Below are 24,689 nucleotides of genomic sequence, written 5' to 3' on the forward strand. Positions count from 1 at the left end.
ACTATTATTTGTTTTTGGTTGCCAACAAAAGCGTTTCAACCGCATTTTCAAGTTCTTTAATACGCTGATTAGCCTCATTAAGGTCAGCGATAGCCTTTGCGTATTTAGCCGATAGGTCATCTATCATTTCGCGATAGATATGTATTGCCTTATCTACGTTGTCCAGCTCGCTGCTCTGTAGTTCCACTCGCTGCTTAGGTCTGCCGAAAAGCCAACCTGCAAAGCCCGAGAGCAATAATCCTATAAAGGAGAAAAAGTGTTCTTTTAGTAAGTCCATAATCATTGATTTGTTAATTTGCCGATTTGCTAATCAACAAATCGGCAAATTGACTAATTTTAAAGGGTTATTTCTTTAGTTACTACGTTATTAGGGCGGTCAGTAGCTGTTACTAGTATTTTGCTACCGCTAAGTGTTGCATTGATAGCCGTAGTAGTGTACACCCACTTACCTTCGCTAAGAGTAGCAGCCCCTTCTTCTATAGCCGAGTTGTTAGCGGCAACTATTTTTACCTTTACGGTCATCACTTTCGAAGCGTCGGCAACCTCTATAGCTATTTTCTCACCATTATGAGCGCCTGTATAAGCTGAAGTATCGATACGGTCTATTACTGGAGCCTTCAAATAGTCAGCTATAGCCATTATGTAAGCACTTACCCCAGGTCGTTTAGCAGCCTCATCGGCATATGCTTTTTTAAGAGTAGGGTTTTCCAAAGCATTTTTGGCATATACAGTTGCTTTAGCGAACTTTTGGTGGTGAGCCTCTTGTTTAGGCGTCTTACTCACCTTATAATTAGGAAATTTAGTAACGATAGTTCTACCATTTACTTGTTTAAATACGAGTTGTTTACCAACTCTTCCGCTCAAACCAGCGATTACGATGTTGTTTTTACTTTTTGCCATTTTTTTTTAATATTTTTAGGTGAAACATTTAGTTAAAGAGCGCTCTTTGTTTGTTTTTGACGCTGCAAAGGTGCGGCAAAAAGCAAAGCCTCGCAAATAGTTGTCGCATCGTGTTACAACCCTGTCTCATCATACTACAACTAAAGCCCAAAACCACAAAAAAAGAGAGACGAAAAACACACTGTTTTTCGTCTCTCGGTTTTGACTTTTGTCTTTAGAAAAGCGCTATGCCTTCTTTTGTTTCTCTAACATTCGTTTCTCTAACACTCGTACTGAAACAAAAATCGAAACGACTCCTGCTAAAGAAAGGAGATTGAAGAGAAATTCTCTTTCTTCCCATTTTAAGCAAACTACAAGAATACATGCTATCAAAGAACCCCTTAATAACCATTGGTATATTCTAAAAGTTTTCTTTGACATTGGTCGATCTTCTTCTGAAATAAATGCTCGAACTTTTTGTAAAAATTTAGTCATAGTATATAAAAATTATTGGGTTATGATTCAGTATTAGTGAGGCAAAGGTATGAGTATTCTTAATATACCCTCAGGGTTACAAAACTTTCATCTTCATAGCGTTTAAATTTATAAACAGCATCATTCATCAATCCCTTATTGAAAACACCCAGCGAGGCAAGCAACTCAAACTGTTGCTGAGTAAGCCCCGTCACACGCTTAAAAAGCTCTGGTTCCAAGCGCCGCACTACATCGTAAAAAGTCTCTTCACGATAGGTAGTCAGGTACATAAAGTACGGAATACGTGTAGCGAGCTTGCGCAACTTCTTCTGTATTTCGCCGCGCTTCGTTTTATATTCTTTTTCTTCTTCAGTTATTTTCTTATCGGGCTTTTCTCCTTTTTCAGCAGCCTCTTTCTTGGCTTTCTTTATCTTCTCACTCTTGTTAATCATAGTGGTAATATCATCGCGCAGCGAACGAAAATCTTCTATACTCTCCAAAGCAGCCATCGCTTCAGCGTTGTTCATCAGGCGACTTAAGGTAAGGGTATCTACATTCACCAGCAGATTGCTCTCCCAACGGCGCACCAGCTGGTTAGCAGTTGTTCCCACTATAATTTTGTCTAATATATCCTGTGCATTAATAGCGTCTAATCGTCCCCCTTCGTAGTAAAGTACCGGCAAAAAGTGTATAAACTCAGCTACTGCCCGCTCTCTGCTTATCTCGCTATTCATCGTCAGCTGACCGCAGTATTGGTCTATCTGCTTCAGCGCGCGGTCAGGAGCAAAGTCAAACACATAACAAAGGGTTTTAACTATTTCCTCGCGGTTAGGCGAAGTCTTATTCGGGTTCTTCAGTACCCAAGGAGTCTGCACCCTAAAAATCGACTGAAAATAAGTCTCCGGACTGGTAAGACTTCTCAATACAAAAATACCCGACCACGCAGGCACCGATACCCCTGTGGTGAGCTTACCACAAGATAACGTAATCGACTCCGATGTAATAGGGTCGCCCATTTGCTGTTTCATACGCCTCAAAGCCTCTTCTCCTATCCCTGCCTTAGTGCCCGAGCAGTTGATAATCTTATAGCTTTTGAAAAACACATTGGCTTTTAGCAGATTTTCCATCGCATCACAAGCTGACACATTAGGCAAAAACCAAAAAGTATGTTGCAAGTTCCTGAGCAATTCCACATCCGAAAAAGGCATAGGGGCAAAAATATCTGCTTTTAGGTCGCTTTCATTAGCCTCTAAAAATTGCCCTTTGATAAAGCTTAACCAACCTTGCACCGCTGTTTCATATTTGAATTTGGCATTCTTCCCCTTGCCTTCAGCTTTAAAAAACACGTTGAGGTCAAACTCATCTTTATCACCTTTCTCAGCCATTTCTTCTACCTTCTGGGGCAATTTGTAGAGCATCATCTGCATTTTGGGCAGCGACAGATAGGGGTTATTATCGCCCTGCCATTGCTCTTTGGCTTGCTGCTCATCAGTATATGTCCAACTAAAAATCTGGTCTTCTAAAAAATCGCCGTTTTGCAGCGCACGGAAAGGGGTGCCAGAGAGGTACAAATAATGGTTAGTCGTAATGGGCAGTGCTTCCTCATCAAAATCCTCTACAAAGCTAATATCGTTACCCTCTTCGTTTTCTATAGTCTTAGCCTCTGCTTGGTAGTCTTCATACTCTTTTTTGAGTTGCTTTTCTATTTCTGTTTTAGGATTATTGAAAAGGTCTTGTGCTTTTTCGCGCCACGCCCCAAAGTGGTATTCGTCAAATATCACACAATCCCAATGCGTTTGGTGTATCCATTGGTTTTGTTCTTTAATGCCCTCCGTAGCTCTGTCTTTGCCCAATAGGTCTTGAAACGAACCAAAATACACATACGGGCGCTTCTTATCTATTTGCTCCCGCGAGATGTCAATCTCCGACTGCGATACAAACTGCCAGCCTTGAAAGTCGGTATGAGTAAGCAGGTCATCGCGCCACGCATTTACCACAGCAGGCTTAAAGGTGATAACAAGCAAGTGCTTCCAACCCATCGCTTTAGCCAACTGATAGGCAGCAAAGGTTTTTCCGAAGCGCATTTTAGCATTCCAAAGGAAGTGCGGTATATGCCCCTCAGTTGGCCGGTTGTTCTTAAAGAAATCAGCCGTAATAGCTACCGCTCTTTGTTGTTCAGGGCGCATTGCAAAGCTGTGATAGCGAGTCGCATCAGTGTTGTATTGCCCCGTCTTTTCATAGGTAATACACGCTTTGAGGAGTTCTACGCTACAGCGAAACCACTCGCCTTTTTCACGCACCACCCCCATACGCTGTAAGCCACGATGAATTTCGTGGTCGGTAAAGAAGGTGCCATCATTGCGAATAGCGAGCTCATCGAGTTCTATACGCCACGTTTGTTGGGGCATTTTTACGGCTTCAGTTTGCTCGCGCACGCGTTCTTCAGCAGTGCGGGTAGTATACCCCACCTTTAGGCAATCAGGGAAACGCTCATCAGAATACGCATAAATACGAGGGATGTTCATAATAATTAGAAAATTAATTTAAGAGGTGCTGAGTTAGACTGTTTTCTAACGAGGAAAAATCCATTGTAAAGCCGATATTATTAATGAAATGATTGATATTATAAATGCCCATTTTGAAGAGGACAAGTACCATATAAACCTCCTTTCTAATAATGCATCTCTACCTTTGTCTGTAATATAGTAATAGATTAAGTTTTTTCCATCATCCACTAGTCCAGTTGACTTTATATAGTCATAACTTTTTAAAGAGCTCAGAATAAGATTCAATTTATCAAGATGGATATTTGTTTTTCTATGTAAATCCTGTTCACTCAAAGATTTGCCTTGTTCTGTGTAATCAGTTCCACTATAACTTTTATCATTATACTCTTTATTGAGAATTTTTAATATACGATGTTTTTCTCTCATATTATTCAATTTAGTTTATTAAAAATTCTACTCCATCGGTCTTACCATTTTTTCTATATAAGCTATTTCTTCCGCTGTAAGACCGTATTTGCGGTATAGCTTTTCGTCTGTCCATTCCTCATCAAAATCTTGTAAAGGTATTAATCCAAATACACTTTTAGTTACGTGCATTGTACCTTTCCCTAAATAAAGAAGAAACTTAAAGAATTTTGTGTTCATATATTTAAGACAGTTTAATTGCTCTTTTTCTGTGTCAAAAGGACCTACTAACAAAAAAGTTTCTGTACAGATTTCATTAGGTTGAGCTTTTATAATCTCTGGGGGATTTATTGCATTGGTTGAATAACTTGTAGTAAAAAATAATTTATATTTATCTATACTATCAAAACCATTAGTTACAATATCTCTTGAAATATAACCAATAATACGCTTAGCCCCTCCCTTAATTCCTTTTACTCCATAAATCTTCAAAGCTTTTTCAAAAGGTTTAAAACTCAGGTTAGAGTTAGGATACCTTTCTGGTGTATTGAATAAAAAACCTCTTATACCATATGGTCTTACTTGTGAAACTATTTTTGAAAAACTCTCTTCGGAAGATGATTCTTCAATAATAGAAAGGACTCTATTGTTACGTATAATATATTCAAAATAGTTGTTTTTCAAAAAACGTTTTGATTTTATCTCTTCCCCTTCGTTACTTCTAAAAATATAGTCTGTTTTTCCTTTATATTCTCTATCCAAAAGAAAATAGCAGACTCCTCCATCAAGATTTTGACCTGGGAAGCAATCTTTAGAGTTTTCAAAATCATATAAGATTTTAATTTTCTTATTTTCGACCATATTCTCTCTGAATTTCTTTAAGCCTCTTCCTCCTACCATCCATTTTGAAGGGATAATCATACATAAATAGCGAGGGTTCAACATAATAGCCTGTTCTACAAACTTGTTATAGATAGGCACTGCACTATCAGAACTTCCTCCACTACCATCGCTCATTTGGTAAGGTGGATTGCCGATGATTACATCAAATTGCATTTCTTTATAAGGGTTTTTGTTATGTATAAATAGATAGGCGTGTTGTTCAAGGGCGCTACGTTGCTCGGTGCCAAACTCTCTTTCGGTGGCACCACAATAGCTACACTTGCCCTTAACGAAGGTATGCTCACAGGGCGCAAAATAAATATTGCCATCAGGGTTACCTTGCTGGGCAAAAATACCGGTAAGGCAGTGTGCTAACTCGGTAGTATCTTTGCTGCAATAAAGGGTACGCCGCGCCATAAGTGCCGTAAGTTGGGTAATAGCAATGCCGTAAAGTTGCTGCCCCAATATATGGTCAAGGCGCTCCTGAGGGTCAGGTATAACCGTTGCCAAACCTTTCATCAGCCGTTTGGCTATCTCACGCAAGAATACACCACTCTTAGTAAAAGGGTCTAAAAACTTAGCATTAGGGTCGCTCCACAACGCCTCTGGCAAAGTATCAAGCATACGATTTACAACCGCTGGTGAGGTAAAAACTTCATCATTACTCAGATTTGCTAAACAATCTAATACATCCATACTATTGTTAATTGGTCATACAAGTCAAAATTGATAAACTATTACATTGCTGAGAGCTCTACCTAGCGCTATTTATGTTAAACGTTGTAATACGTTTTCCGCTTTTTATATCTTCCAATGCTTTAATTTTTAGTTTTTTCTTTCTCTCTTCAGAGTCTTGTGTTGAGAAAATAAATATCATCAAAACTAAGCCTAAAATCATATGTACTATTACTCCTGCCATATTGTTTAAATTTTAAAGGTTATTACTATTGTTTATTTTTTTTATTCTATGTCAATTAGCAAATTGACAAATTGACAAATTTCTAAATAGGGTTTATACGGTGAGGTCTGTGCGTGTAGTTCATTGTTTGCGCCAAACATATCCAACTGTTTACCTACATTGCCAGTGGTAGTGGTCTCAAAATCGAAAGTGCGATAAGCTACTTGTGTAAAGTCAGGTTCACTAAAAAGCCATTCGTAGAAAACAATAGGCTGCCCATCGGCAGTTTTGTAGGTAAGGGCATCACCACAAATAAGGTTCTTTTGCATTATAAACCGAACACTGTCAGCAAGGGCTTTCTCTAAAGAGTGTCCTTGCACTTGTTCGTAAGTATCTAAAAGTTCACTAAAAAGCCGTTCGCAGCATTCGGCTATATTGTCGGACAATATATCTATCCCATAGATACTGCCCACTACCTGTAGCAAATGGGTATCATACGCCAAAGGCTGCTTGCCGTACTGTTCAGCGAGAGTGCGGAGTTTGCGGCGTAAGATTTCAATAAGGAAATTGCCATTACCGCAGGCGGGTTCTAAGAAAGTAGCGCTAAGGCTAAAGCTCTGTTCTTTTACCAAGTCGAGCATAGCATTCACCTCGCGTGGGTTAGTATACACCTCGCCGTGGTCAGCAACTCGCTGTTTCGATTTTACTTGTGGAAGTTCCATAGCAAAGAGCCTTCACCTGTTCCAAAGTGAAGAAATAACGCTTGAAAAGCGTGGAACAGCAGCTCTACTCTTTGCAAAATTTAAAAATAGTAGCTCATAGCAAAGGAAGACACTATTGCGCTTCCTTTGCTCTACAGGCTAACCTATATTCTGCGTTACTGACAAAAATTTTCCAGATTTTTACGGGTAACAGAATAAAGCTAACGCTTTTTTTATTTTTTTTGTAATGTAGACATAAAAAAGCGTGAACTAATACTCTACTCTGTTACCCGTAAGCGTCTGGAATCGCTCAATAACACAGAAATAGATAGCTCACGCCTATAATAGGAGGAGCATTATCCTTTTGTTTCTGTGTTATTTTAAAAATTTTCCAGATTTTCACGAGTAACAGAACAAAAGCTAACGCTTTTAATATATCTTTATTTTGGGTGCATAATTACGACAAAAAAGCCTATTATGCAATTTTTTCACAAAGTTTTTTGCTCAAAAAACACATAACTCACTGATAATAAAAAAAATAAAATCAACAATTAACTTATTTTATTCAGTTAAACTACCCTCTCATTCTTCCCAGCCCTCTCAGCCCTCCCAGCTTTCTCATTCCTCCCAATCTTCTCATTCCTCCCAATCTTCTCATTCCTCCCAGCCTTCCCATTCTTCCCAGCCTTCCCATTCTTCCCAGCCTTCTCATTCCCCCCAGCTTTCTCATTCCTCTCAGCCTTCCCATTCCTCTCAGCCTTCCCATTCCTCTCAGCCTTCTCATTCCTCTCAATCTTCCCAGCCCTCTCAGCCCTCCCAGTCCTTTCAGCCTTCCCATTCCTCCCAGAAAATCATTTATTTTTAACGTTCAGTCTTGCCTGATACATACGTTCTTTTATTCCTCCTTCTTTTAGGAAGTTTTTTTCTTGTTTTTCCAGCAGTCGGCAAAGTAAAAAAGAAGTCTGATGAATGAGAGTTATGCAGAGGTTAGCAAGGGCTTCGTCATTATATTTGTGCAGAAGAGAATGATATTGGTCAAAGATAAGTTCACTAGCAGCGTATGCACGCATTTTTTCATAACGAGGATTAGAACCGTCCCATAACAGTTTGTTACGAGTACGCAGATAGTCCTGATAATCAATTAGTAGTTCTTCAAGACTTGCTTTAGCCACATTAGTTAGTTTAATTTCAGTTTCAGTAGAAGTAGCGGCAGCTCGGTTACCTTCAGCTATATTTTGTTTACCAGAGCGAGCGGCTTGTAGCATTTGGTCGATAGCACGGTCACCTTTTTGCAAAAAATGCTGAGTAAAGAAGAAAGTAATATCATAAATAACAACAGATTTCTTATAGGCAATAAGATTATGGTAATCGCCTTTTCTTTTCAGAATGGCACTCATAGTTTTATATTTTTAGTGGTTAAATATTATGGTCGCAAGTTAATAAATTTTTCTCTATTAATAAAAATTTAAAAACCTTTTTTTTGAAAAAATCGCTGCTCCCAGCCCCCTCATTCCTCTCAGCCCCCTCATTCCTCTCAGCCCTCTCATTCTTCCCAGCCTTCTCATTCTTCCCAGCCTTCTCATTCTTCCCAGCCCTCTCATTCTTCCCAGCCCCCTCATTCCTCTCAGCCCTCTCATTCTTCCCAGCCCTCTCATTCTTCCCAGCCTTCCCATTCCTCCCAGCCTTCTCATTCCTCCCAATACACTCACACTATACGATCGCCGAAGGATTACCGAACAACAGCAATCACTACAGCGGTATTGCTACCGCCAAAGCCCGAGGCAGTTTTAAGCAAATACGTTAGTTGTTGGTGTTGGTATTCTTTTAGAAGATGCAATGGGTGTGGCACACCGTTGTCTGAAGAATTGAGGCTCTTTAGCAGCACCCCTCTGCGAGCCGCCTCGATGGTGACGATAGTTTCCAAAAGCCCCGCGGTGCCTAAGGTATGCCCAAAATAACCTTTGTAGCTATTTAGCGGTACCTCAAGCAGTTGCGCACGACTAAATGCGTGACTCTCCATCTCGTCATTATAACGCGTACCGGTGCCGTGAGCGTTGATAAGCTCTATTTGCTCAGGGCGCAATTGGGCTTCCTGCAGCGCGCGCTGTACGCTCTGGTAAAGCCCTTCGCCCGTACGCGAGGGGGCAGATATATGGGCGGCATCATTGATAGAGGCGCTGCCCAACAGTTGCGCCTTAGCCCCTTGTGGGTCACCCGTTACATAGGCTGCTGCTGTAGCTTCGCCCAAAGTGATGCCGTCTCTATCCGGACTGTAGGGCTTGCAAGGGCTGGCACTAATAGCCTGAAACGACTGAAACCCCGAAAGTACAAAGTCACTTATCTCATCGCCTGCCAATATTATTGCACTATCATACGCCCCTGCCTTTAGCAATCGGTCAGCTACCGATAGCGCCATTGCTCCTGATACACAGGCATTAGAAAGCACGATAGGCTGAGAGGTAACCCCCAGCTGAGTTGCTATTTTATGTGCTAAAGTAGAGAGATAAGGCAAAGAGGCATCAGTAGATAAGTTGTTGATATTGCCTTTGGTAGTAGAGAGGATAAAAGCAGTACGCGGACTGATAGCAATGCGTGGTAGTAGAGGCTGCACTGCCAAAAGCAGCAATTGCTCTAAGCGCGAAAACTCTCCTTTGAAAGGGGTAGTAATAAATTGAGCAGCTATTCCCTCATCGTCTATCTTCGATAAGGGAATAGCTGCCCATCTGCCCATAGTGGGGTGTTTTGCAATACCCGATTGCCCTTGTAGTACTGCGTCTATAGTACTAACGAGGTCAAAGCCCAAAGGGGTCACTATGTTATACTCTGTAAAAAACAATCTTTTCCTAATTATGCGCTTGCGGCTCGCCTCTTACCAACCCTATGTAACTTATAACGGCCACTACTATACAAATCGCCATAGCAAAGACCATTGGGCGCTCAGTATCAATGGTGAAGAGGGCAAGAAGCATACCCACTACCGAGCCGATGCCAAAACGCAACATACCCGTAAGCGAGTTGGCTGTACCGGCTACTTCGGGGTACATATCTAATATGGCAGCATTAGCGCTACTCGACACTACCGACACAAGCCCCACATAAGTGGCTACCCCTACTACTGTAGCCCATAATCCCAAGTGAAAAATACCGCATACTAACAGCCATACACCGGCTATTAGCTGTATGGTGAGCCCTAATCGCAATGATTTTTCTACGCCTATTTTAGTAACAAATTTACCATTGAGCGAGGTGGCTGTCATCATCACGAGGATATTCAGCAGAAAGAAATAACCAAAATGCTTAGGTGCTACCCCAAAAAGCCCTGTATAGACAATAGAACCTGCTGAAAGAAAGCAGAACATACCTGAGTACGAAAGTGAATTGCAGAAAATATAGCCTAATACCTTTTTATTGCTCAACAGTCTGCCAAAAACCTTTAGAATACTACCTATCTTTAAAGGCGTTCGTCTGACAGGCGGAAGAGTTTCGGGTATTTTAAAGAAGACTAATAGAGCGCATACCAATCCTAATGCCATTAGCACATAAAAGATAATATGCCAATGAAACCAGTCGGTTAGGTAACCACCCAATACCGGAGCCAACAAAGGGGCTATCATCGTAACAATCATTATCATAGACATCTGCCGCGCAAACTCATTCTTAGCAAAAAGGTCGCGTAGCAATGCCCCTGTAACTACGGCTGGCGAAGCTCCAAAAAAGCCCTGCACAAAGCGCAACGCATAGAAGTGCTCTATATGCTTCACTTGGGTAATGCCTAAAGACACCAATGCCGACACTACTATACCAATAAGAATAATTGGTTTGCGCCCATAACTATCGGATAAAGGCCCCCAGAAGAGCTGCCCAAAGGCAAATCCGAAAGTAAAAAGGGCTAAAGTAGTTTGTATTTTCTCCTGCGATACACTAAAGTCATTTGCTATATTGAGAAACGCAGGTAGGTACATATCTATCGCTAAAGGCGTCAGCATTGACAAGATGCCCAAGATAAGTACAAACAAAAAGTCGGCACGTGGTTCTTGCACTATTTTTTAGGGTCTTTAATGTTATTAATATCCTTCAAAAGTTGTTGGTAGTGCAGTTGGTTGATACTATTAGCGGCTTCACCTTGTAGGGCCTGTTGTAGGTATTTTTCTACTTTATTGAGATTTTGCAAAGCGAAAATACGCACATCAGACACTTGGTTAAGCGCTATTTTATCAGTTTTATTCTCTGGATTGATGAGTTTGCCTAATTGCTCTATATAAGCGCGTTGTGCCCCGCGTCTGTAAGTGTTTTGACGCGCATCAGAAGCGTTGAGAGGCTTCCATACCGCAGCAAATACATCGTTTAGGTACTCGTCGGCAGTATAAGGGTTTTGCGATACCAACGCCTGATTAGCAATACGATAAACTACCCCTTCGGCTAACAGATAGGCTAAAGTAGTGTTTTGCTGTCCTAATATGCTGGCATCAACATCTACCCCTATTTTATCGGTTATCTCTTGTGGGTACAACCAAAGCGGCGTGGTAAACAAATGCTGGTCTATATAGGCAACTGCCTCTTTTACTTTCTCTTTAGGCACTTCTTTATATACCTCTTTATCGCCTACAAAACCTACATATCTATTGCCAATGTATTTAAGTACGTGGTTTAAATAACGGCGGTACTGCTGGGTAGCCGCTTGGTGCATTCCTAATAAATAATCGTACTTATCATTAGGCTGCTTTGTCCATTGAGGTAGATTTTGTACTACGTATTTGAGGTTTTTAAGTCCATAAGTGTTGGCTTTCATCACGTTGTCGGACAGGTCTTCGCGTTGAGCACGAGGGTCTTCATTATTGCCTTCACCACCAAACCACAAACGAGGATTCGCCTTTACACGCTGGGTAGTAATATCGGCAAGAGCTTCTTGCTCGGCATACTCATCTTTGTACTTATCAGCATAGTAGCGGTAACCCCACTCTATCGCCCATTTGTCGTAATCGCCTACACGGGGGTAAATTCCTTTAGAGGAAATGTTGTCTTCAGGCTGTGCTACATAGTTGAATCGGGCATAGTCCATAATAGAAGCGGTGTGACCGTGCGCTTCTACCCACGCCTTGTCGCGGAGTTTTTCTACCGGAGTGGCATAGCTTGCCCCCATATTGTGGCGCAAGCCCAAGCAGTGCCCTATTTCGTGCGAAGAGACAAAGCGAATAAGGTCGCCCATAAGTTCGTCATTTAGAGGCAAAGTGCGTGCGCGCTTATCTACCGCTCCGGCTTGTATCATATACCATTCTTGTAGGAGTTTCATCACGTTGTGATACCAACCTACGTGGCACTCTATAATCTCACCACTGCGAGGGTCGGCTATGTTAGGGCCATAGGCATTGCTTATTTCAGAAGGCAAATATCTGATAACGCAGAAGCGCGCATCTTCCATACTCATAGAAGGGTCGTTAGGCCAAGGTTTGGCTACAATAGCGTTTTTGAAACCTGCTTGCTCAAAAGCTACATTCCAATCGTTTACCCCTAAGATGAGGTATTTTTGCCATTGCTTAGGTGTGGCTGGGTCTATGTAGAAAACAATTTGCTTTTTAGGTTCTACCAATTGCCCTTTTAGGTATTTCTTCATATCCTCTTTGCGAGGTTCTAAACGGAAACGGTGTATGTAGGCTTCGGTTTCGGTGCGTTGCTGGTCATCGCCAAACTTCACAAATCTGCTAGCAAAAAAGCCTACACGAGGGTCGAAAAGACGCTTAGCCATTGGCTCTTTGGGCAGTAATACTATCGAAACGTTTAGCCCCACGCTTACCGCTCCTACACGATTGGCAGCGGGTATATTGCTAGGCGATGCCGAAAAGGTTCGCATCGCATTGATTTCTACGTTGATAGGATAAGGGCGTACATCTTCTACATACGAGCGGTCGAGGGCAGCATTGCCTAACTTCTGCGAGGTCTTGAAGCTAGATGAAAAACTGGTAATGTTATTATCTTGCTTGAAGAAATCAGTAACATCAATCAGCTGACTTTTCGTCTTAGGATTGCGACCTATGACATTGAAAGACGCAATGATAGGGTTAGCACTCGAGTTGGCTACCGCTGTATAGATATTGTGGGTGCTATCAGCCTGTTGTACATTTACAAAAGCGCGCAGCGAAAGGGTTTTGTCGGTGCGTTGCTCGAAGTAAATGGTCTGCTCGTTTACCTTTTCGCCCGCGTACATTCCGAAGTTATCAGGAGCGGTTTTCAGACGGGTAACACACAGCAAGTAGCGATTTAAGAGGGTGTCGGGTATTTCGAAATACCATTTTTCCTCTATTTTTCGTACAGTAAAAAGTCCGTTGCGCTCTATGCCTCCTTTTTTGATGAGTTTGGCATACTCTTCAGCGCGTTTTTGTTCGGGTGTTTTTTCAGTCACCTTTGTTTTGGTCGTGTCCTTAGCAATAGTGTCTCTTACGGCTGTAGTTTTCTGCGCAAAAGACAGGGTTGTAGCTGCCAAAAGGAGCAAAAAAATGTTCTTTTTCATTTTTTCAAATAATAATTTATAGGTTCTACAGAATAGGATTTTCATTTGCCATCAGTTCGGCTATATCATATATTTTCACTTGTGTTTCTTTCTCTTTTGTCTTTACTCCATCGGTCATCATCGTATTGCAAAACGGACAAGCGGTAGCGATAATATCAGGGCGCACTTCGAGGGCTTGCTCGGTGCGGAGTACATTTATCTCCTTATCCCCTTTTTCAGCTTCTTTGAACATCTGTGCCCCACCTGCACCGCAGCACATAGCACGAGATTTGCACTTTTTCATCTCTACCAAATCGACTTCTAACTTGCTGAGGAGTTCGCGCGGTGCGTTGTAGACCTTGTTGGCTCTGCCCAAGTAGCAGGGGTCGTGAAAAGTGATGCGTTTGCCTTTGAAAGTGCCGGTTTCAACCGTTAGCCGTCCCTCATCGATAAGGGTTTTGAGCAGCTGGGTGTGGTGCATTACTTCGTAATTGCCGCCCAAGGCTGGATATTCGTTTTTGATAGTGTTGAAACAATGCGGACAAGTAGTGACTATCTTGGTGACCTGATAACTATTGAGCACCTCTATATTCATCATTGCCTGCATCTGAAAAAGGAACTCATTGCCGGCGCGCTTAGCGGGGTCGCCAGTGCAACTCTCTTCGGTGCCAAGCACAGCAAAGCGCACCCCTGCTTTCTGCAAAAGGTGAGCAAAGGCTTTGATAATACGTTTCGCTCTGTCGTCAAAACTACCGGCACAGCCTACCCAAAAGAGTACTTCGGGGGTTTCGCCTTGTGCTGCGAGTTCTGCCATTGTTTTTATCATACTGTTCTAATTTGAAAATTAGCAAATTAGTAAATTTAGTGTGAGTCGTATGGGTTGTAGCTTATTTTACGATTTGTAAATCGCCATCTACAAAACCTATAGCTATATGTTGTACGTTAAAGAGTTTAATACTGTTTTCAGCTACTATTTCTTTAAGAATTTCAGTAATCATTGAGAGTACTTGTTCCCAATGAACTTCTTCAGGTATTTCATCTAAAGGTAAAAAGCAGTCATCGGGTACAAAATCGTCTTCGCAAGCCCAATCAGGGTCTTCATCATCATACCAAGAAGAACCTATAAGCTCTAATTCATAAGGTTCTGAGATATTGAAATTCAGTGCGACAATATCATTAGGTAAGTTTTCTTGACGATCTATATCAAGTAACCATTTTTTAATCTTGTTTTTAACGGTTTCTTTCATTTTAAAATAGTTTGTCGATTTGCCAATTTGCTCATTGACTAATCGTTGAATACTTCTACGGTTTGTTCTTTGAGGATAAAATCGGTGAATTTGCCTTTGTAACGGGTGGCTTTTACGATGTGATTGTCTATCCAATGATAATTGCCGCCGCGAGGTTTGCCAAAGATGATGCCGTGATACTTGAAGCCGTGCTTTTTGAGCCACTGCTCAGTAACCTCGCGATGCTCTTCAGTACGCGAGGTGAAAAAGTAAATAACGTGTCCGTCGTCATACCATTTGTTTACTTGTGCCAGCGCATCGGGGAATACCTCAGCAGTAGCCATACGTTCAGGCTCTTCATTAGGGATGTCCTCGCCTACCGTGCCATCAATATCGATGAGGTAGTTTTTCACCCCTTCTGGCAATATAGGGTTCTTATTGCCTTGAGCATCTTCTTTTAGCGTAAATTTTACGGTATCCATTTCTTTTCAAAATTAGGTTTTCGTTTTTGGAGGAAGGCATCGCGCCCTTCTTTGGCTTCATCGGTCATATAAGCAAGGCGGGTGGCTTCACCAGCGAATACCTGTTGCCCTACCATACCGTCATCGGTGAGGTTCATCGCGAACTTCAGCATTTTGATAGAAGTAGGCGATTTGGCCATTATCTCTTGCGCCCACTCAAAAGCGGTAGCTTCGAGTTCGTTATGAGGTATAACCGCATTTACCATACCCATCTCGAAAGCCTCTTGAGCGGAATAATTGCGCCCTAAGAAAAAGATTTCGCGCGCTTTCTTCTGTCCCACCATTTTGGCAAGGTAAGCTGAGCCATAACCGGCATCGAAACTGGTTACATCGGCATCGGTTTGCTTAAAGATAGCGTGCTCTTTGCTGGCGAGGGTAAGGTCGCAGACTACGTGCAATGAGTGTCCGCCCCCCACAGCCCAACCAGGGACTACGGCAATTACCACCTTGGGCATAAAGCGAATAAGGCGTTGCACCTCGAGGATGTTGAGGCGATGATAGCCATCGTCGCCCACATAGCCTTGGTGACCACGCGCTTTTTGGTCGCCCCCACTACAAAAGCTCCACACGCCATCTTTAGGCGAAGGACCTTCGGCAGAGAGCAATACGGCGCCTATATTGATGTCCTCGTAAGCATCTTTGAAGGCATCGAGGAGTTCGGAGGTGGTTTTAGGGCGAAATGCATTGCGCACCTCAGGACGGTTGAAGGCGATACGCGCCACCCCGTCGCATTTTTTATACGTAATATCTTCGTATTCTTTTACGGTTATCCAGTTCATATAAGTGAAAAGTGAAAAATGAAAAGTTATTTAGGAGGCAAAGGTAGTAATAATTTGTCAATTAGCCAATTTGTAGATTGTCAATTATTTTGTAGGTACTATGGTTTTCAAACAAGTCCAATGGGGCAGACTTATTAGACAAATCTAACGGGGCGGACGATTCTGATAAATTACAACTATTAGCTCATTATGATAGCTTTATACGCCAAGCATTTGTCTACTACTTCCTCGACGGTGGGGTCGTAGGAGGAAATATCCATAGTGCGGGCGTTGTAGTTTTCCGGATAGAAGAATAATGAACTGCCCTCGGGGTGAGGTACATTGCGATCGAAGCGTTCCATTAGTTCCTCTTGGCGATCGTCATCGTCTTCTTCTATGATTTGGTTCCCCAATTGTATGAGTTCTTCTCGGGTCATAATTCTAATTCGATAACTTTACTAATTCTTATGGTGTGATTGTAACGATTTTTCCTTCTTTCCAAACTACTATTTTCTGTTGTTTCTTGCGCTTTTCAACAATCATTCGCTCATAAGCAAGATCTAACCCTTTTAAAAGTTTATCTTTTAGACCCTCTTTCTTAGTTATTTTATCTTTCATAATTATTTTTCATTAAGTTAAACTTGTTGTTGTTATAAATTATGATACCTTTATGCCTTTCCTTTTGAGCTATAAGTTCCTTTCTCCCTTCTGAATTATCAAATATATAACAAATATCTACCATATCTATATAGATAGCAAAGAGATTGGCAATCCCATTATGATACCTTCTTTCAATGGTTTCTAAGGGAATGCTATGCCCTCCTTCAGCAACGCGCTGAGCGACACGTTCTTTTGCCATTGCTACATTGCGCAACCAAAAGAACAATAGGGTAACCTCATAGCCATTTGCTTGTGCCCATTCTATTTTTTGCTTATAGCTTTTAGTAGCCAAAGTAGTTTCGAAAGCAAAAGTTTCTCCTTTTTGCAATAGTTCGTCCATACGAGCGAGCATTATTCTACCGGCTTGCATAGCTACGCTTTCGGGCTGGAAAGGCGATAGCCCCTTAGCGATTTCGTCGGCATTGATAAACTCTTTGCAGTTGAGTACTTCGGGCAAAATGGTAAAAGAAGCGGTAGTTTTTCCCGCACCGTTACAACCTGCTATGATATAGAGTTTTGGGAGCTTAGACATTATTAAAACTATTTCTTTGCTGCTCGTTTGGGTTTTCAAGTGTTTTTATTTCATCACCTAAAACGGTAATTACTTGATTGTTGGAAATAGGTCGCAAATCTATTCTCTGTGAATAGTCATTTACTACTTTTTGAGAAGCTTCCTTGTAAGGGAAATTCAGATAATGAGGTAAAAAATAAAATTCTACCAAATGCAAACCCGAATATTCTGTTAGTTCAGGGGCTTTTTTGGTTTCGTCCATATCGCTAACAAATTCAATAGTAGGAGAAGCAATGATAGAACCTGCTGAAGTACCTATGTACAACTTTCCATTATTGATTTTTTCTATAAGTAGCTTGTCGGCTCCTTTCTTTTTTAGTTCTTGCATTAGGTAGAATGTATTCCCTCCAGAGATAAAAATATAATCATTTCGCTCTAATGCTTGGGCTATTTCTTCGGTAGTAGCGGTAGAAACTTCTAATTCTTCTATGATAAGACCTAATTTTTCAAAAGCTTTTCTATCATCATCGACATAAAAACGCACTTTTTCTACCAAACTTGCTGTTGGAATAAATGCTAGTTTCTTTCCTTTTATGGGCTCACCTGCAAAATCTTCAAATAATTTTGCTACTGAACTGAATGATGAGGTTAAAAATAATTTTTTCATTTGTGTTAATTATCCCAATTTTTTGGCGTCGGCTAGGAATTGTGCTAAGCCACTATCAGTAAGAGGGTGTTTTAATAGTCCGGTGATTGCCGAAAGAGGGGCAGTAATGACATCGGCTCCTATTTTGGCGCATTCGAGAATGTGCATCGTATGACGCACTGAAGCGGCCAATATCTGGGTTTCGAAATTATAGTTGTCGTAAATCAGGCGTATCTCTTCGATAAGTGAGAGTCCGTCGGCTGAAATATCATCGAGTCTGCCAATAAAAGGCGATACATAGGTAGCTCCTGCTTTGGCTGCCAAAAGCGCCTGACCTGCAGAAAATACCAATGTGCAGTTGGTGCGGATGCCTTTATCAGTAAAGTATTTAATGGCTTTAATGCCGTCTTTTATCATCGGTACTTTTACAACAATCTGTGGATGAAGGGCGGCTAACTCCTCGCCCTCGCGGACGATGCCCTCGAAGTCGGTGGCAATTACTTCAGCAGAAACATCGCCCTCTACAATCGTGCAGATGTTAGTATAATGCTTGAGTATCGCCTCTTTGCCGGTGATGCCTTCTTTTGCCATTAATGACGGATTGGTGGTAACGCCGTCTAACACGCCCAAATCTTGGGCTTCTTGAATTTGTGCTAAATTTGCTGTATCAATAAAGAATTTCATATTACTTGGTTTTTAATTTATTAATTGATAATGTTTCATCAGCATTTGCTCGTAGCGTTTGCTGGGCAAAAGTCGTTTGAGGACTATTGAAAATTTCTGTAAGAAACTGCCTTGTTTATAATGCACTTTGGGGTGCTTGGTGTTGATTACTTTGAGTATCTTTTCGGCCATTTCTTTAGGGTCGCCCCCACTGTCGACGTGCTCATTCATCAGGCGGAGTTGTTTTGCATACACCTCAGCATAAGGAGAGTTTTCGTTTACGGGAGTGTGATAACGGCGAGAGGCTATATCGGTAGCATAATCGCCGGGGGAAATGGTGCAGACCTCTATACCAAAGGCTTTTACCTCCATACGCAAGGCTTCGGTCATCAGCAGTAAAGCCCCTTTGCTGGCTGAATAGGCTCCGCGAAAAGGCAAACCCATATAGCCCGCTATCGAACTAATGTTGATAATACGTCCGCTCTTTTGCGCACGCATAGTAGGCAGAACCTCTTGCACTACAGACATAGCGCCATAGAGGTTGGTGGCAAAAACGTTATGCAGTTGGTCGGCTGGCAGCTCTTCTACCGCCCCTGTGATACCTACCCCTGCATTGTTGATAAGGATATCAATACGCCCTACCTCGCTGAGGATTTGCTGCACTGCCTGCTTGATAGTGGCTGGCTCTCGCACGTCCATTGGTAGCAATCTGAAGGGAAGGTTCTTGCCCTCGACATTGCGTGCCGTGCCGTACACCAAAAAGCCCTTAGAGGCGAGCAGCAAAGCTGTTTGTTTGCCTATACCGGAAGTCGCGCCCGTAATAAGAACTATTTTAGGGGCTGACTGATTGCTATTGGTTGTTGTCATACGTTTGTTTTATAGAGAGTGTTGTATCCTACTAAAATCGAGCGCTTGAAAATCGTCTTTTTCGATAAGAAAATTTACAGCCTCGTTATCTTTGCAACGGATACCTACTTTCTCATCGGTATCTATACGCAGTAGTAGTATTTTGGGTAAGCCATCGCTACCTACCGCCTGAGCGTTATCATCGACCTCGCTATAGCCGCCTATACGATGCCCTCGAGAGGTAGGCAATAACTCTTTGAGCTTTTCGGCTATCTTTTCAGGCAAAAGAAGAAAGTTCTCTCGCTGCTCCCCAAAGTAGGTTTTCCACAGTGGCAGCAACGAATGATTAAAACGCAACTGCTCATAAGAAAAAGTATCAGTGCCTTGGGTGAAAATTAGTCGATAGGCCTTTGTAGGAGCAAAAGGCAAAGGCTTGCCCTCGAACTGATACACCTGCTTAAATTTGTCGTAATCTGTAGCCTCTTCTAAAGTAGGATAATATATAACGCGTTGTGTATGGGGCGAATAAGAATAGTATTGGTTGCCAGCGTACTTGCCATTGGCAGCTACCCATATTTGCAACAGTCCTTTTCTAGGGTATATATTATTTTCAAGCAACTGCGAGCAGTTGATTTGTGCCAACATAAACAGCGGCTTACCATTACGCGCTGTAGGCAGTGTGGCGCCTTTAGGCAAGTAAGGAATACCGCCAAACTTACTATCGGTAATTGACAGATTAGCAGATGGTAGTGCCTGTATATGTATTACCTGCCGAGCTGTTGCTGTTTTTACCGCTTGGGCAAAGTTCTCCAGCCTTGTGAGTTGTTTATCTGTTAGTCTATCTTCCCCCTCACTGAATATTGTTTGTAACCATTGCCATACTCCCATAGCTTTATATTTTAAAACTGAAAATTGTAATACACCTCTGTAAAATCGGCTTCTGCAAGCTCTTCTTCCTTAATAAGGAAAAGCCCTACCCCGTCTATCCAATCTATGCCTAAATCATCATCGCAATCTATTTGCAATAATGGGAAAGAGCGGTAATCATCGGGATAATAATTGCCATACTCAGCTTCCTCGCCATAGCCTCCTAATTTATTACCTTGCCCATCGGGTAGCCAATCGTTGAAAATCTCATCTATTTCGTCGGGGATTTGAGTAGGTGAGTCGTATAGGTAATGCGCGTAATTGGTGCCAAACTTTTCATTCCACTTTTGTACCAAGATAGGATGAAAGAACGAAAGGGCATAACTGACCTCTTCGCGCTCTTTAGTGAAGTGCATTGCAAATTCCTTAGACTCTTTCAGAGGCATACACTCATCATAAAAATGGTATTCCGCTTGAAACTCTTCAAAGGGAGTTGCCTCGGTAAGGGTAGGGTAATACAACACTCTGCGGTTGTTATCGCTAAAGGGGTCATTTCTTTCATTATGATTACAAACCCCTTGGTTATATTCGTCTATAAATTTTTCATCGACAACTCTTATCCAAAACTGCAAGAGTCCTTTTTTAGGATAGAAGCTGTTTGGCGGCAACTGTTCGCAGTTGATTTGCGCTATCATAAATAGCGGGTAGCCGTCAGAAGTTCTGGGCAAAGTGCCTCCTTTGGGAATATAAGGTACCCCTCCGACTTTGCTATCAGTGATAGGCAAGCCCTCAGCTGGCGAAAGTTCATAGCTAATGACCTCGCGCTCTGTAAGCGGAAGTACCTCTTCTATAAAATCCTCAACTTGCTCTTTAGTAATATCCATAAGAATTTGTCGATTTGTCAATTTGCCGATTTGCTAATTGGCTAATTGGTCATTAATATATTTCCCTTCTTCGCAAAAGTGTGCTAATTCGTTTTTGATAAACGTTTGTACTTCGTCTTTTACGCTTTTAGGGTACAGCAGATGCACATTGGCACCGGCATCGAGGGTAAAGCAAAGCGGTACTTTGGTGTCTTTGCGGTACTGCCATACGCGCTGAATAACTTCCAAAGTATTGGGGCGCATCAGTATGAAATACGGAATGCTGGTCTGCATCATTGCGTGGAGGGTGAGGGCTTCACTCTCGACTACCTCTATAAACGTATCGATATCGCCTGTAGCAAATGCCCCTATAAGGCGATCGATATTGCTATTGGCTTGCAAAAAACGCGCCTCGGCAAAAGGGTGTCCGTGCATTAAATTGTGCCCCACGGTGCTGCTGACTTGCTTCTGCTCACGGTCGATGAGCAGGATAGTATCCTGAAAATCAGCAAACACAGGTGCTACTTGCAGCGGGTAGGGTATGCCATAATCGTCTGAACTGCCCACAATAGAAGGATGTTGCCCCCATACCACTATACTACCTTTGACACTGCGGCAGGCACTACCCGACCCTAAACGCGCCAAAAAAGAGGCTTTTTGCCAAAACTCTTCTTCGGAGTATGTATAGCCTAACTCTCTGGCTACCTGCATCAGGCATACTGAAAGCGCTGCCATAGCACTAGCAGACGAGGCTATACCGCTGCTGTGCGGGAAGGAGTTATGCGAGTGGATACTGAAATGATAGTCCGTTAAAAAAGGTAAATAAGGAGCAATACGCGCAAAAAAGGCTTCGATTTTGGGGTGAAAGGACGGCTTTGGCTGTCCGTCGAAGCTAAAATCAAAAGAAAAAGGGGCGTCAGTAGCCATAGTAGCGGCGCTTCTACGCTGGTAGGCAATAGAGGTTTCGGTATAGCAATGGCTAAGCGTAAAGCTAATAGAGGGGTTAGCAGGTAACTGCTCCCCTTTCTTGCCCCAGTACTTTACAAGGGCTATATTACTCGGTGCTTTGAATGTGATCATTTAGTCGTTAGTCGTTAGTCGTTAGACGCTAGCTATTAGTCGTTAGATGTTAGAGGGCTAACGGCTAAAATTCAGGGTTACCTGCTATTCTTAATGCTTCATTAGCTTGTGCTAATTTCTCAGGAAAAAGTACCTTATTAGCATATTTATCCAACGAAGGGTCGGGCTCTAAAAGTACATAATGAGGTGTTACTTTAAGCACTTTCCTTGTTGTTTTCTCTACAATAGTTTTTAAATCTTTTTTCTCTTCTGTACTCATAGTTATTTATTGTTTTTTCGTTTTAAAACAAAACCTTGACAGTTGATATTAGGATAAAAATCTTTCCACTCACCATTTTGCCAACAGCGCAGTGTGAAATCACTTTCAACAATAGATAAGTACTTCATAATAATTATCCTATACAGCCTTGTTCTTGTAGGTGAACTACCTGTTATATATACCCATTTATCAGGGAATTCTTCAGTAAAAGCATAAATAATGGAGATAACAGTAGCTAATACCTTTTCCATATCTCCGTTATCAGAAACAATTTTATCATCTATTTCACCGGTAATAGGATTTTCATCTCCGAAACCTAAATTATAAACATTTATTAAATTTGTTTCCTGAAACTTTACCATTTTGTATATACAACCTTTCTTTCCTTCACTTACAAACTCATAAATATGTTTTGTTTCATCAGGCAAAACATCGTACTTCGGTAAATTCATTGGTTATGTTGGTCTTATAAGTTGTTTTTTTATAGTCTAAGCACTAGCGACTAACCACTAACGGCTAACACCTACTATCTGATTTTTCTATTCATCACTAAATCTATATATAGATTGACGGTGTCTTTTAGCTGTTTGCGGTTTACGATGAAGTCTAAAAAGCCGTGCTCGAGAACGAATTCTGCCGTTTGGAAGCCCTCTGGGAGGTCTTGCCCTGTGGTGTCTTTTACTACTCGTGGGCCTGCAAAACCTATAAGCGCGCCTGGTTCGGCTATGTTGATGTCGCCAAGCATCGCAAAGGAAGCACTAATACCCCCTGTAGTAGGGTCGGTGCAAAGCGATATGTAAGGCAACTTTGCCTCATCGAGCTGGGCTAACTTAATAGAGGTTTTGGCCATCTGCATTAGCGAAAGAGCCGCCTCCATCATACGAGCTCCACCTGATTTTGAAATCATAAGGAATGGGAGTTTATGCTTGATAGCATAGTCGATAGCACGACATATTTTCTCGCCCACTACACTACCCATAGAGCCGCCAATGAAAGCGAAATCCATACAGCCAATGACAATAGGCGCCCCCTTAGAGTTGCCCACCGCTGTACGAACGGCATCTTTGAGCCCCGTTTTGTTAGTGGCTTCTTCTAAACGTTTGTCGTAAGATTTGGTATCTACGAACGAAAGTGGGTCTTTAGAGACCATATTGGCATCTAATTCTTTGAACTCATTATTGTCAAACAGTATTTGAAAATACTCCTTACTGCCAATGCGCACGTGGTAATCGTCATCAGGACTTACGTAGAAGTTGGTAACCAACTCATCTTGCTCTACTATATTGCCGCTGGGCGATTTAAACCATAATCCTTTAGGGATATCTTTCTTCTCCTCTGTAGAGGTTTGTATTCCTTTTGCTGTTCTTTTAAACCAAGACATAGTTAATTAATCTTTTTATTGAACTGCAAAGATAGAAATTTTTTTTTAATTGGCAATTACACCGTATATTTGCAACGATTTTTTTAGAATAACTGAAAAGTAAAACATACTACTTTTGATATTTTTATTAGATGTTTATACTTCGCTGATTTTTCGCTTTTCGTTCGCTCTTCCTGTATCGTTTGTATATGGTAAGTATAGTGTAAGAGTAAAGAGAAAAAATTTTTGGGGAAGTGCGAGTGGGAGTGCGAGCCGCACGGGCAAAGATGTGAGACAGGTGGGACAAGTGAGACAGGTGGGACAAGTGGGACAAATGAGGGCAATTGTGGGATGCGAGTATATGTTGGGGCTAACTAAACAGCTTTTTAGAGATATACCAGACTATTCAGAAAAAAAATAAGAGCTTATGTATAAGATAAAAACTAGTGATTTTTTTAATGATACAATAGATAAAAAACTATTTAATATTGATGTTGTAAAAAATATATCGCAAGATTTTTTTATTTCTAGGTATAGTAGTTTGTATGTAGTGTATTATTTATATTTCAAAATAGAATTTTGTTTCAAAGAAAATATAAATCTTTATTATATAATGGTAGAAAGAAATCTAAAAAATAGAGAAAATACATTGCTTGAGTATGAAGATGACTTACTTATATTTGATAAAACAAAAGATGAATTAGGAGAAAAAATAGGGAGTATTATTGATGATAATATTATCAAGCAGAATAATATAGAGTTATATTTCTCTGAGGGAGAAATTGATAGTTTATATTTTTTTAAAAGATAATAATGGAAATGCATCAGATGTGTTGGTAAAACATTATATGCTAAGCTTTAACGCATAACACAAAGGCAAGCCGCACGGGCAAGATGTGGGACTGATGGGAGGAATGAGAAGGCTGAGAAGGCTGGGAATGTGGGGCGAGTGAGACAAGTGGGACAAGTGGGACGAGTGGGACGAGTGAGACAGGTGGGAGGGATGAAAATGTAAACATTGTGGGGAGGGCGTGGTAATCCAAAATAAATTTGTACTTTTGCCACTTGTAAAAACTGAACTATCTGTAACTAAAAAAACTGAACTATCTGTAACTAAAAAAACTGAACTATCTGTAACTAAAAAAACTAAACTATCTGTAACTAAAAAAACTAAACTATCCATAACTAAAAAAACTGAA

The 24,689-nt window shown here is 41.4% G+C and carries 31 protein-coding genes; 2 read left to right on the plus strand and 29 right to left on the minus strand.

Going from position 1 to position 24,689, the window contains the following annotated elements; genetic code table 11:
* Positions 1 to 4 precede the first annotated feature (4 nt).
* From FOC45_RS10300 to accD, 29 genes are all read right to left on the minus strand, one after another.
* A complete protein-coding gene (locus FOC45_RS10300) occupies positions 5 to 277 on the minus strand; it encodes a cell wall anchor protein (protein WP_095913601.1) in 273 nt (90 codons plus the stop codon).
* Positions 278 to 336: 59 nt separating this feature from the next.
* Positions 337 to 900 (minus strand): hypothetical protein, encoded by a 564-nt coding sequence (locus FOC45_RS10305; protein WP_009391620.1) that lies wholly within the window; start codon positions 898 to 900, stop codon positions 337 to 339.
* A 225-nt stretch (positions 901 to 1,125) separates the two neighbouring features.
* The gene (locus FOC45_RS10310) at positions 1,126 to 1,374 is read right to left on the minus strand and encodes a hypothetical protein (protein ID WP_009391619.1); all 249 of its coding nucleotides are present in this window, start codon (positions 1,372 to 1,374) and stop codon (positions 1,126 to 1,128) included.
* A gap of 59 nt (positions 1,375 to 1,433) precedes the next feature.
* A complete protein-coding gene (locus FOC45_RS10315) occupies positions 1,434 to 3,878 on the minus strand; it encodes a GIY-YIG nuclease family protein (RefSeq protein ID WP_009391618.1) in 2,445 nt (814 codons plus the stop codon).
* Positions 3,879 to 3,923: 45 nt separating this feature from the next.
* Positions 3,924 to 4,286 (minus strand): hypothetical protein, encoded by a 363-nt coding sequence (locus FOC45_RS10320; RefSeq protein ID WP_009391617.1) that lies wholly within the window; start codon positions 4,284 to 4,286, stop codon positions 3,924 to 3,926.
* Between the two features lie 27 nt (positions 4,287 to 4,313).
* On the minus strand, positions 4,314 to 5,843 hold the full coding sequence (locus FOC45_RS10325; RefSeq protein ID WP_009391616.1) for an Eco57I restriction-modification methylase domain-containing protein: 1,530 nt from the start codon (positions 5,841 to 5,843) through the stop codon (positions 4,314 to 4,316).
* A gap of 58 nt (positions 5,844 to 5,901) precedes the next feature.
* Positions 5,902 to 6,066, minus strand: a complete 165-nt coding sequence (locus FOC45_RS10330) for a hypothetical protein (protein ID WP_009391614.1) — start codon at positions 6,064 to 6,066, stop codon at positions 5,902 to 5,904.
* A gap of 41 nt (positions 6,067 to 6,107) precedes the next feature.
* Positions 6,108 to 6,767, minus strand: coding sequence for a hypothetical protein (locus tag FOC45_RS10335; protein ID WP_009391612.1), 660 nt, complete (start codon positions 6,765 to 6,767; stop codon positions 6,108 to 6,110).
* An 830-nt stretch (positions 6,768 to 7,597) separates the two neighbouring features.
* The gene (locus FOC45_RS10340) at positions 7,598 to 8,143 is read right to left on the minus strand and encodes a four helix bundle suffix domain-containing protein (RefSeq protein ID WP_009391606.1); all 546 of its coding nucleotides are present in this window, start codon (positions 8,141 to 8,143) and stop codon (positions 7,598 to 7,600) included.
* A 57-nt stretch (positions 8,144 to 8,200) separates the two neighbouring features.
* A complete protein-coding gene (locus FOC45_RS10345) occupies positions 8,201 to 8,437 on the minus strand; it encodes a hypothetical protein (RefSeq protein ID WP_009391604.1) in 237 nt (78 codons plus the stop codon).
* 38 nt (positions 8,438 to 8,475) lie between these two features.
* Entirely contained in the window at positions 8,476 to 9,582 is a 1,107-nt protein-coding gene (locus FOC45_RS10350) for a beta-ketoacyl synthase N-terminal-like domain-containing protein (RefSeq protein WP_009391603.1), read from the minus strand.
* Positions 9,583 to 9,589: 7 nt separating this feature from the next.
* On the minus strand, positions 9,590 to 10,786 hold the full coding sequence (locus FOC45_RS10355; protein ID WP_009391602.1) for a Bcr/CflA family multidrug efflux MFS transporter: 1,197 nt from the start codon (positions 10,784 to 10,786) through the stop codon (positions 9,590 to 9,592).
* Complete coding sequence (locus FOC45_RS10360; protein ID WP_034539571.1) at positions 10,786 to 13,251, minus strand: zinc-dependent metalloprotease; 2,466 nt, start codon at positions 13,249 to 13,251, stop codon at positions 10,786 to 10,788. The genes FOC45_RS10355 and FOC45_RS10360 overlap by 1 nt, the downstream gene beginning before the upstream one ends.
* Positions 13,252 to 13,276: 25 nt before the next feature.
* Entirely contained in the window at positions 13,277 to 14,056 is a 780-nt protein-coding gene (locus tag FOC45_RS10365) for a (Fe-S)-binding protein (RefSeq protein ID WP_009391598.1), read from the minus strand.
* A 61-nt stretch (positions 14,057 to 14,117) separates the two neighbouring features.
* Positions 14,118 to 14,477: a hypothetical protein gene (locus tag FOC45_RS10370; RefSeq protein WP_009391596.1), complete on the minus strand. Its 360-nt coding sequence runs from the start codon at positions 14,475 to 14,477 to the stop codon at positions 14,118 to 14,120.
* A gap of 38 nt (positions 14,478 to 14,515) precedes the next feature.
* Positions 14,516 to 14,938 (minus strand): phosphoheptose isomerase, encoded by a 423-nt coding sequence (locus FOC45_RS10375; RefSeq protein WP_009391595.1) that lies wholly within the window; start codon positions 14,936 to 14,938, stop codon positions 14,516 to 14,518.
* A complete protein-coding gene (locus tag FOC45_RS10380) occupies positions 14,926 to 15,756 on the minus strand; it encodes a 1,4-dihydroxy-2-naphthoyl-CoA synthase (protein ID WP_009391593.1) in 831 nt (276 codons plus the stop codon). The genes FOC45_RS10375 and FOC45_RS10380 overlap by 13 nt, the downstream gene beginning before the upstream one ends.
* Before the next feature lie 179 nt (positions 15,757 to 15,935).
* On the minus strand, positions 15,936 to 16,172 hold the full coding sequence (locus FOC45_RS10385) for a bacteriocin immunity protein (protein WP_009391591.1): 237 nt from the start codon (positions 16,170 to 16,172) through the stop codon (positions 15,936 to 15,938).
* A gap of 28 nt (positions 16,173 to 16,200) precedes the next feature.
* Entirely contained in the window at positions 16,201 to 16,353 is a 153-nt protein-coding gene (locus FOC45_RS12015; protein WP_009391589.1) for a hypothetical protein, read from the minus strand.
* Positions 16,343 to 16,927, minus strand: coding sequence for a zeta toxin family protein (locus FOC45_RS10390; RefSeq protein WP_009391586.1), 585 nt, complete (start codon positions 16,925 to 16,927; stop codon positions 16,343 to 16,345). Before FOC45_RS10390 ends, FOC45_RS12015 begins: the two co-directional genes overlap by 11 nt.
* Positions 16,920 to 17,573: a peptidase E gene (locus FOC45_RS10395; RefSeq protein WP_009391585.1), complete on the minus strand. Its 654-nt coding sequence runs from the start codon at positions 17,571 to 17,573 to the stop codon at positions 16,920 to 16,922. The genes FOC45_RS10390 and FOC45_RS10395 overlap by 8 nt, the downstream gene beginning before the upstream one ends.
* Before the next feature lie 9 nt (positions 17,574 to 17,582).
* Positions 17,583 to 18,236, minus strand: a complete 654-nt coding sequence (fsa, locus tag FOC45_RS10400; RefSeq protein WP_009391584.1) for a fructose-6-phosphate aldolase — start codon at positions 18,234 to 18,236, stop codon at positions 17,583 to 17,585.
* Between the two features lie 12 nt (positions 18,237 to 18,248).
* Positions 18,249 to 19,082, minus strand: coding sequence for an SDR family oxidoreductase (locus FOC45_RS10405; RefSeq protein ID WP_009391583.1), 834 nt, complete (start codon positions 19,080 to 19,082; stop codon positions 18,249 to 18,251).
* A 9-nt stretch (positions 19,083 to 19,091) separates the two neighbouring features.
* Positions 19,092 to 19,949: a YwqG family protein gene (locus FOC45_RS10410; RefSeq protein ID WP_009391582.1), complete on the minus strand. Its 858-nt coding sequence runs from the start codon at positions 19,947 to 19,949 to the stop codon at positions 19,092 to 19,094.
* Positions 19,950 to 19,960: 11 nt separating this feature from the next.
* Positions 19,961 to 20,812 carry a YwqG family protein gene (locus FOC45_RS10415; RefSeq protein WP_009391581.1) on the minus strand — a complete coding sequence of 284 codons (852 nt, stop codon included), beginning with the start codon at positions 20,810 to 20,812 and terminating at the stop codon, positions 19,961 to 19,963.
* Between the two features lie 33 nt (positions 20,813 to 20,845).
* Positions 20,846 to 21,871 (minus strand): diphosphomevalonate/mevalonate 3,5-bisphosphate decarboxylase family protein, encoded by a 1,026-nt coding sequence (locus FOC45_RS10420; RefSeq protein WP_009391580.1) that lies wholly within the window; start codon positions 21,869 to 21,871, stop codon positions 20,846 to 20,848.
* 64 nt (positions 21,872 to 21,935) lie between these two features.
* Positions 21,936 to 22,130, minus strand: coding sequence for a hypothetical protein (locus FOC45_RS10425; protein ID WP_009391579.1), 195 nt, complete (start codon positions 22,128 to 22,130; stop codon positions 21,936 to 21,938).
* Positions 22,131 to 22,132: 2 nt separating this feature from the next.
* Complete coding sequence (locus tag FOC45_RS10430; protein WP_009391578.1) at positions 22,133 to 22,582, minus strand: hypothetical protein; 450 nt, start codon at positions 22,580 to 22,582, stop codon at positions 22,133 to 22,135.
* 74 nt (positions 22,583 to 22,656) lie between these two features.
* On the minus strand, positions 22,657 to 23,511 hold the full coding sequence (accD, locus tag FOC45_RS10435; protein WP_009391577.1) for an acetyl-CoA carboxylase, carboxyltransferase subunit beta: 855 nt from the start codon (positions 23,509 to 23,511) through the stop codon (positions 22,657 to 22,659).
* A 115-nt stretch (positions 23,512 to 23,626) separates the two neighbouring features.
* Between accD and FOC45_RS10440 the strand changes: the two genes are divergently transcribed.
* Positions 23,627 to 23,911 (plus strand): hypothetical protein, encoded by a 285-nt coding sequence (locus FOC45_RS10440; RefSeq protein ID WP_009391576.1) that lies wholly within the window; start codon positions 23,627 to 23,629, stop codon positions 23,909 to 23,911.
* A 6-nt stretch (positions 23,912 to 23,917) separates the two neighbouring features.
* Positions 23,918 to 24,301 carry a hypothetical protein gene (locus FOC45_RS10445; RefSeq protein ID WP_009391575.1) on the plus strand — a complete coding sequence of 128 codons (384 nt, stop codon included), beginning with the start codon at positions 23,918 to 23,920 and terminating at the stop codon, positions 24,299 to 24,301.
* The last annotated feature ends 388 nt before the right edge of the window (positions 24,302 to 24,689 follow it).

Origin of the sequence: Capnocytophaga sp. FDAARGOS_737 (genome assembly GCF_009730375.1) — a bacterium.
Lineage (GTDB): Bacteria > Bacteroidota > Bacteroidia > Flavobacteriales > Flavobacteriaceae > Capnocytophaga > Capnocytophaga leadbetteri.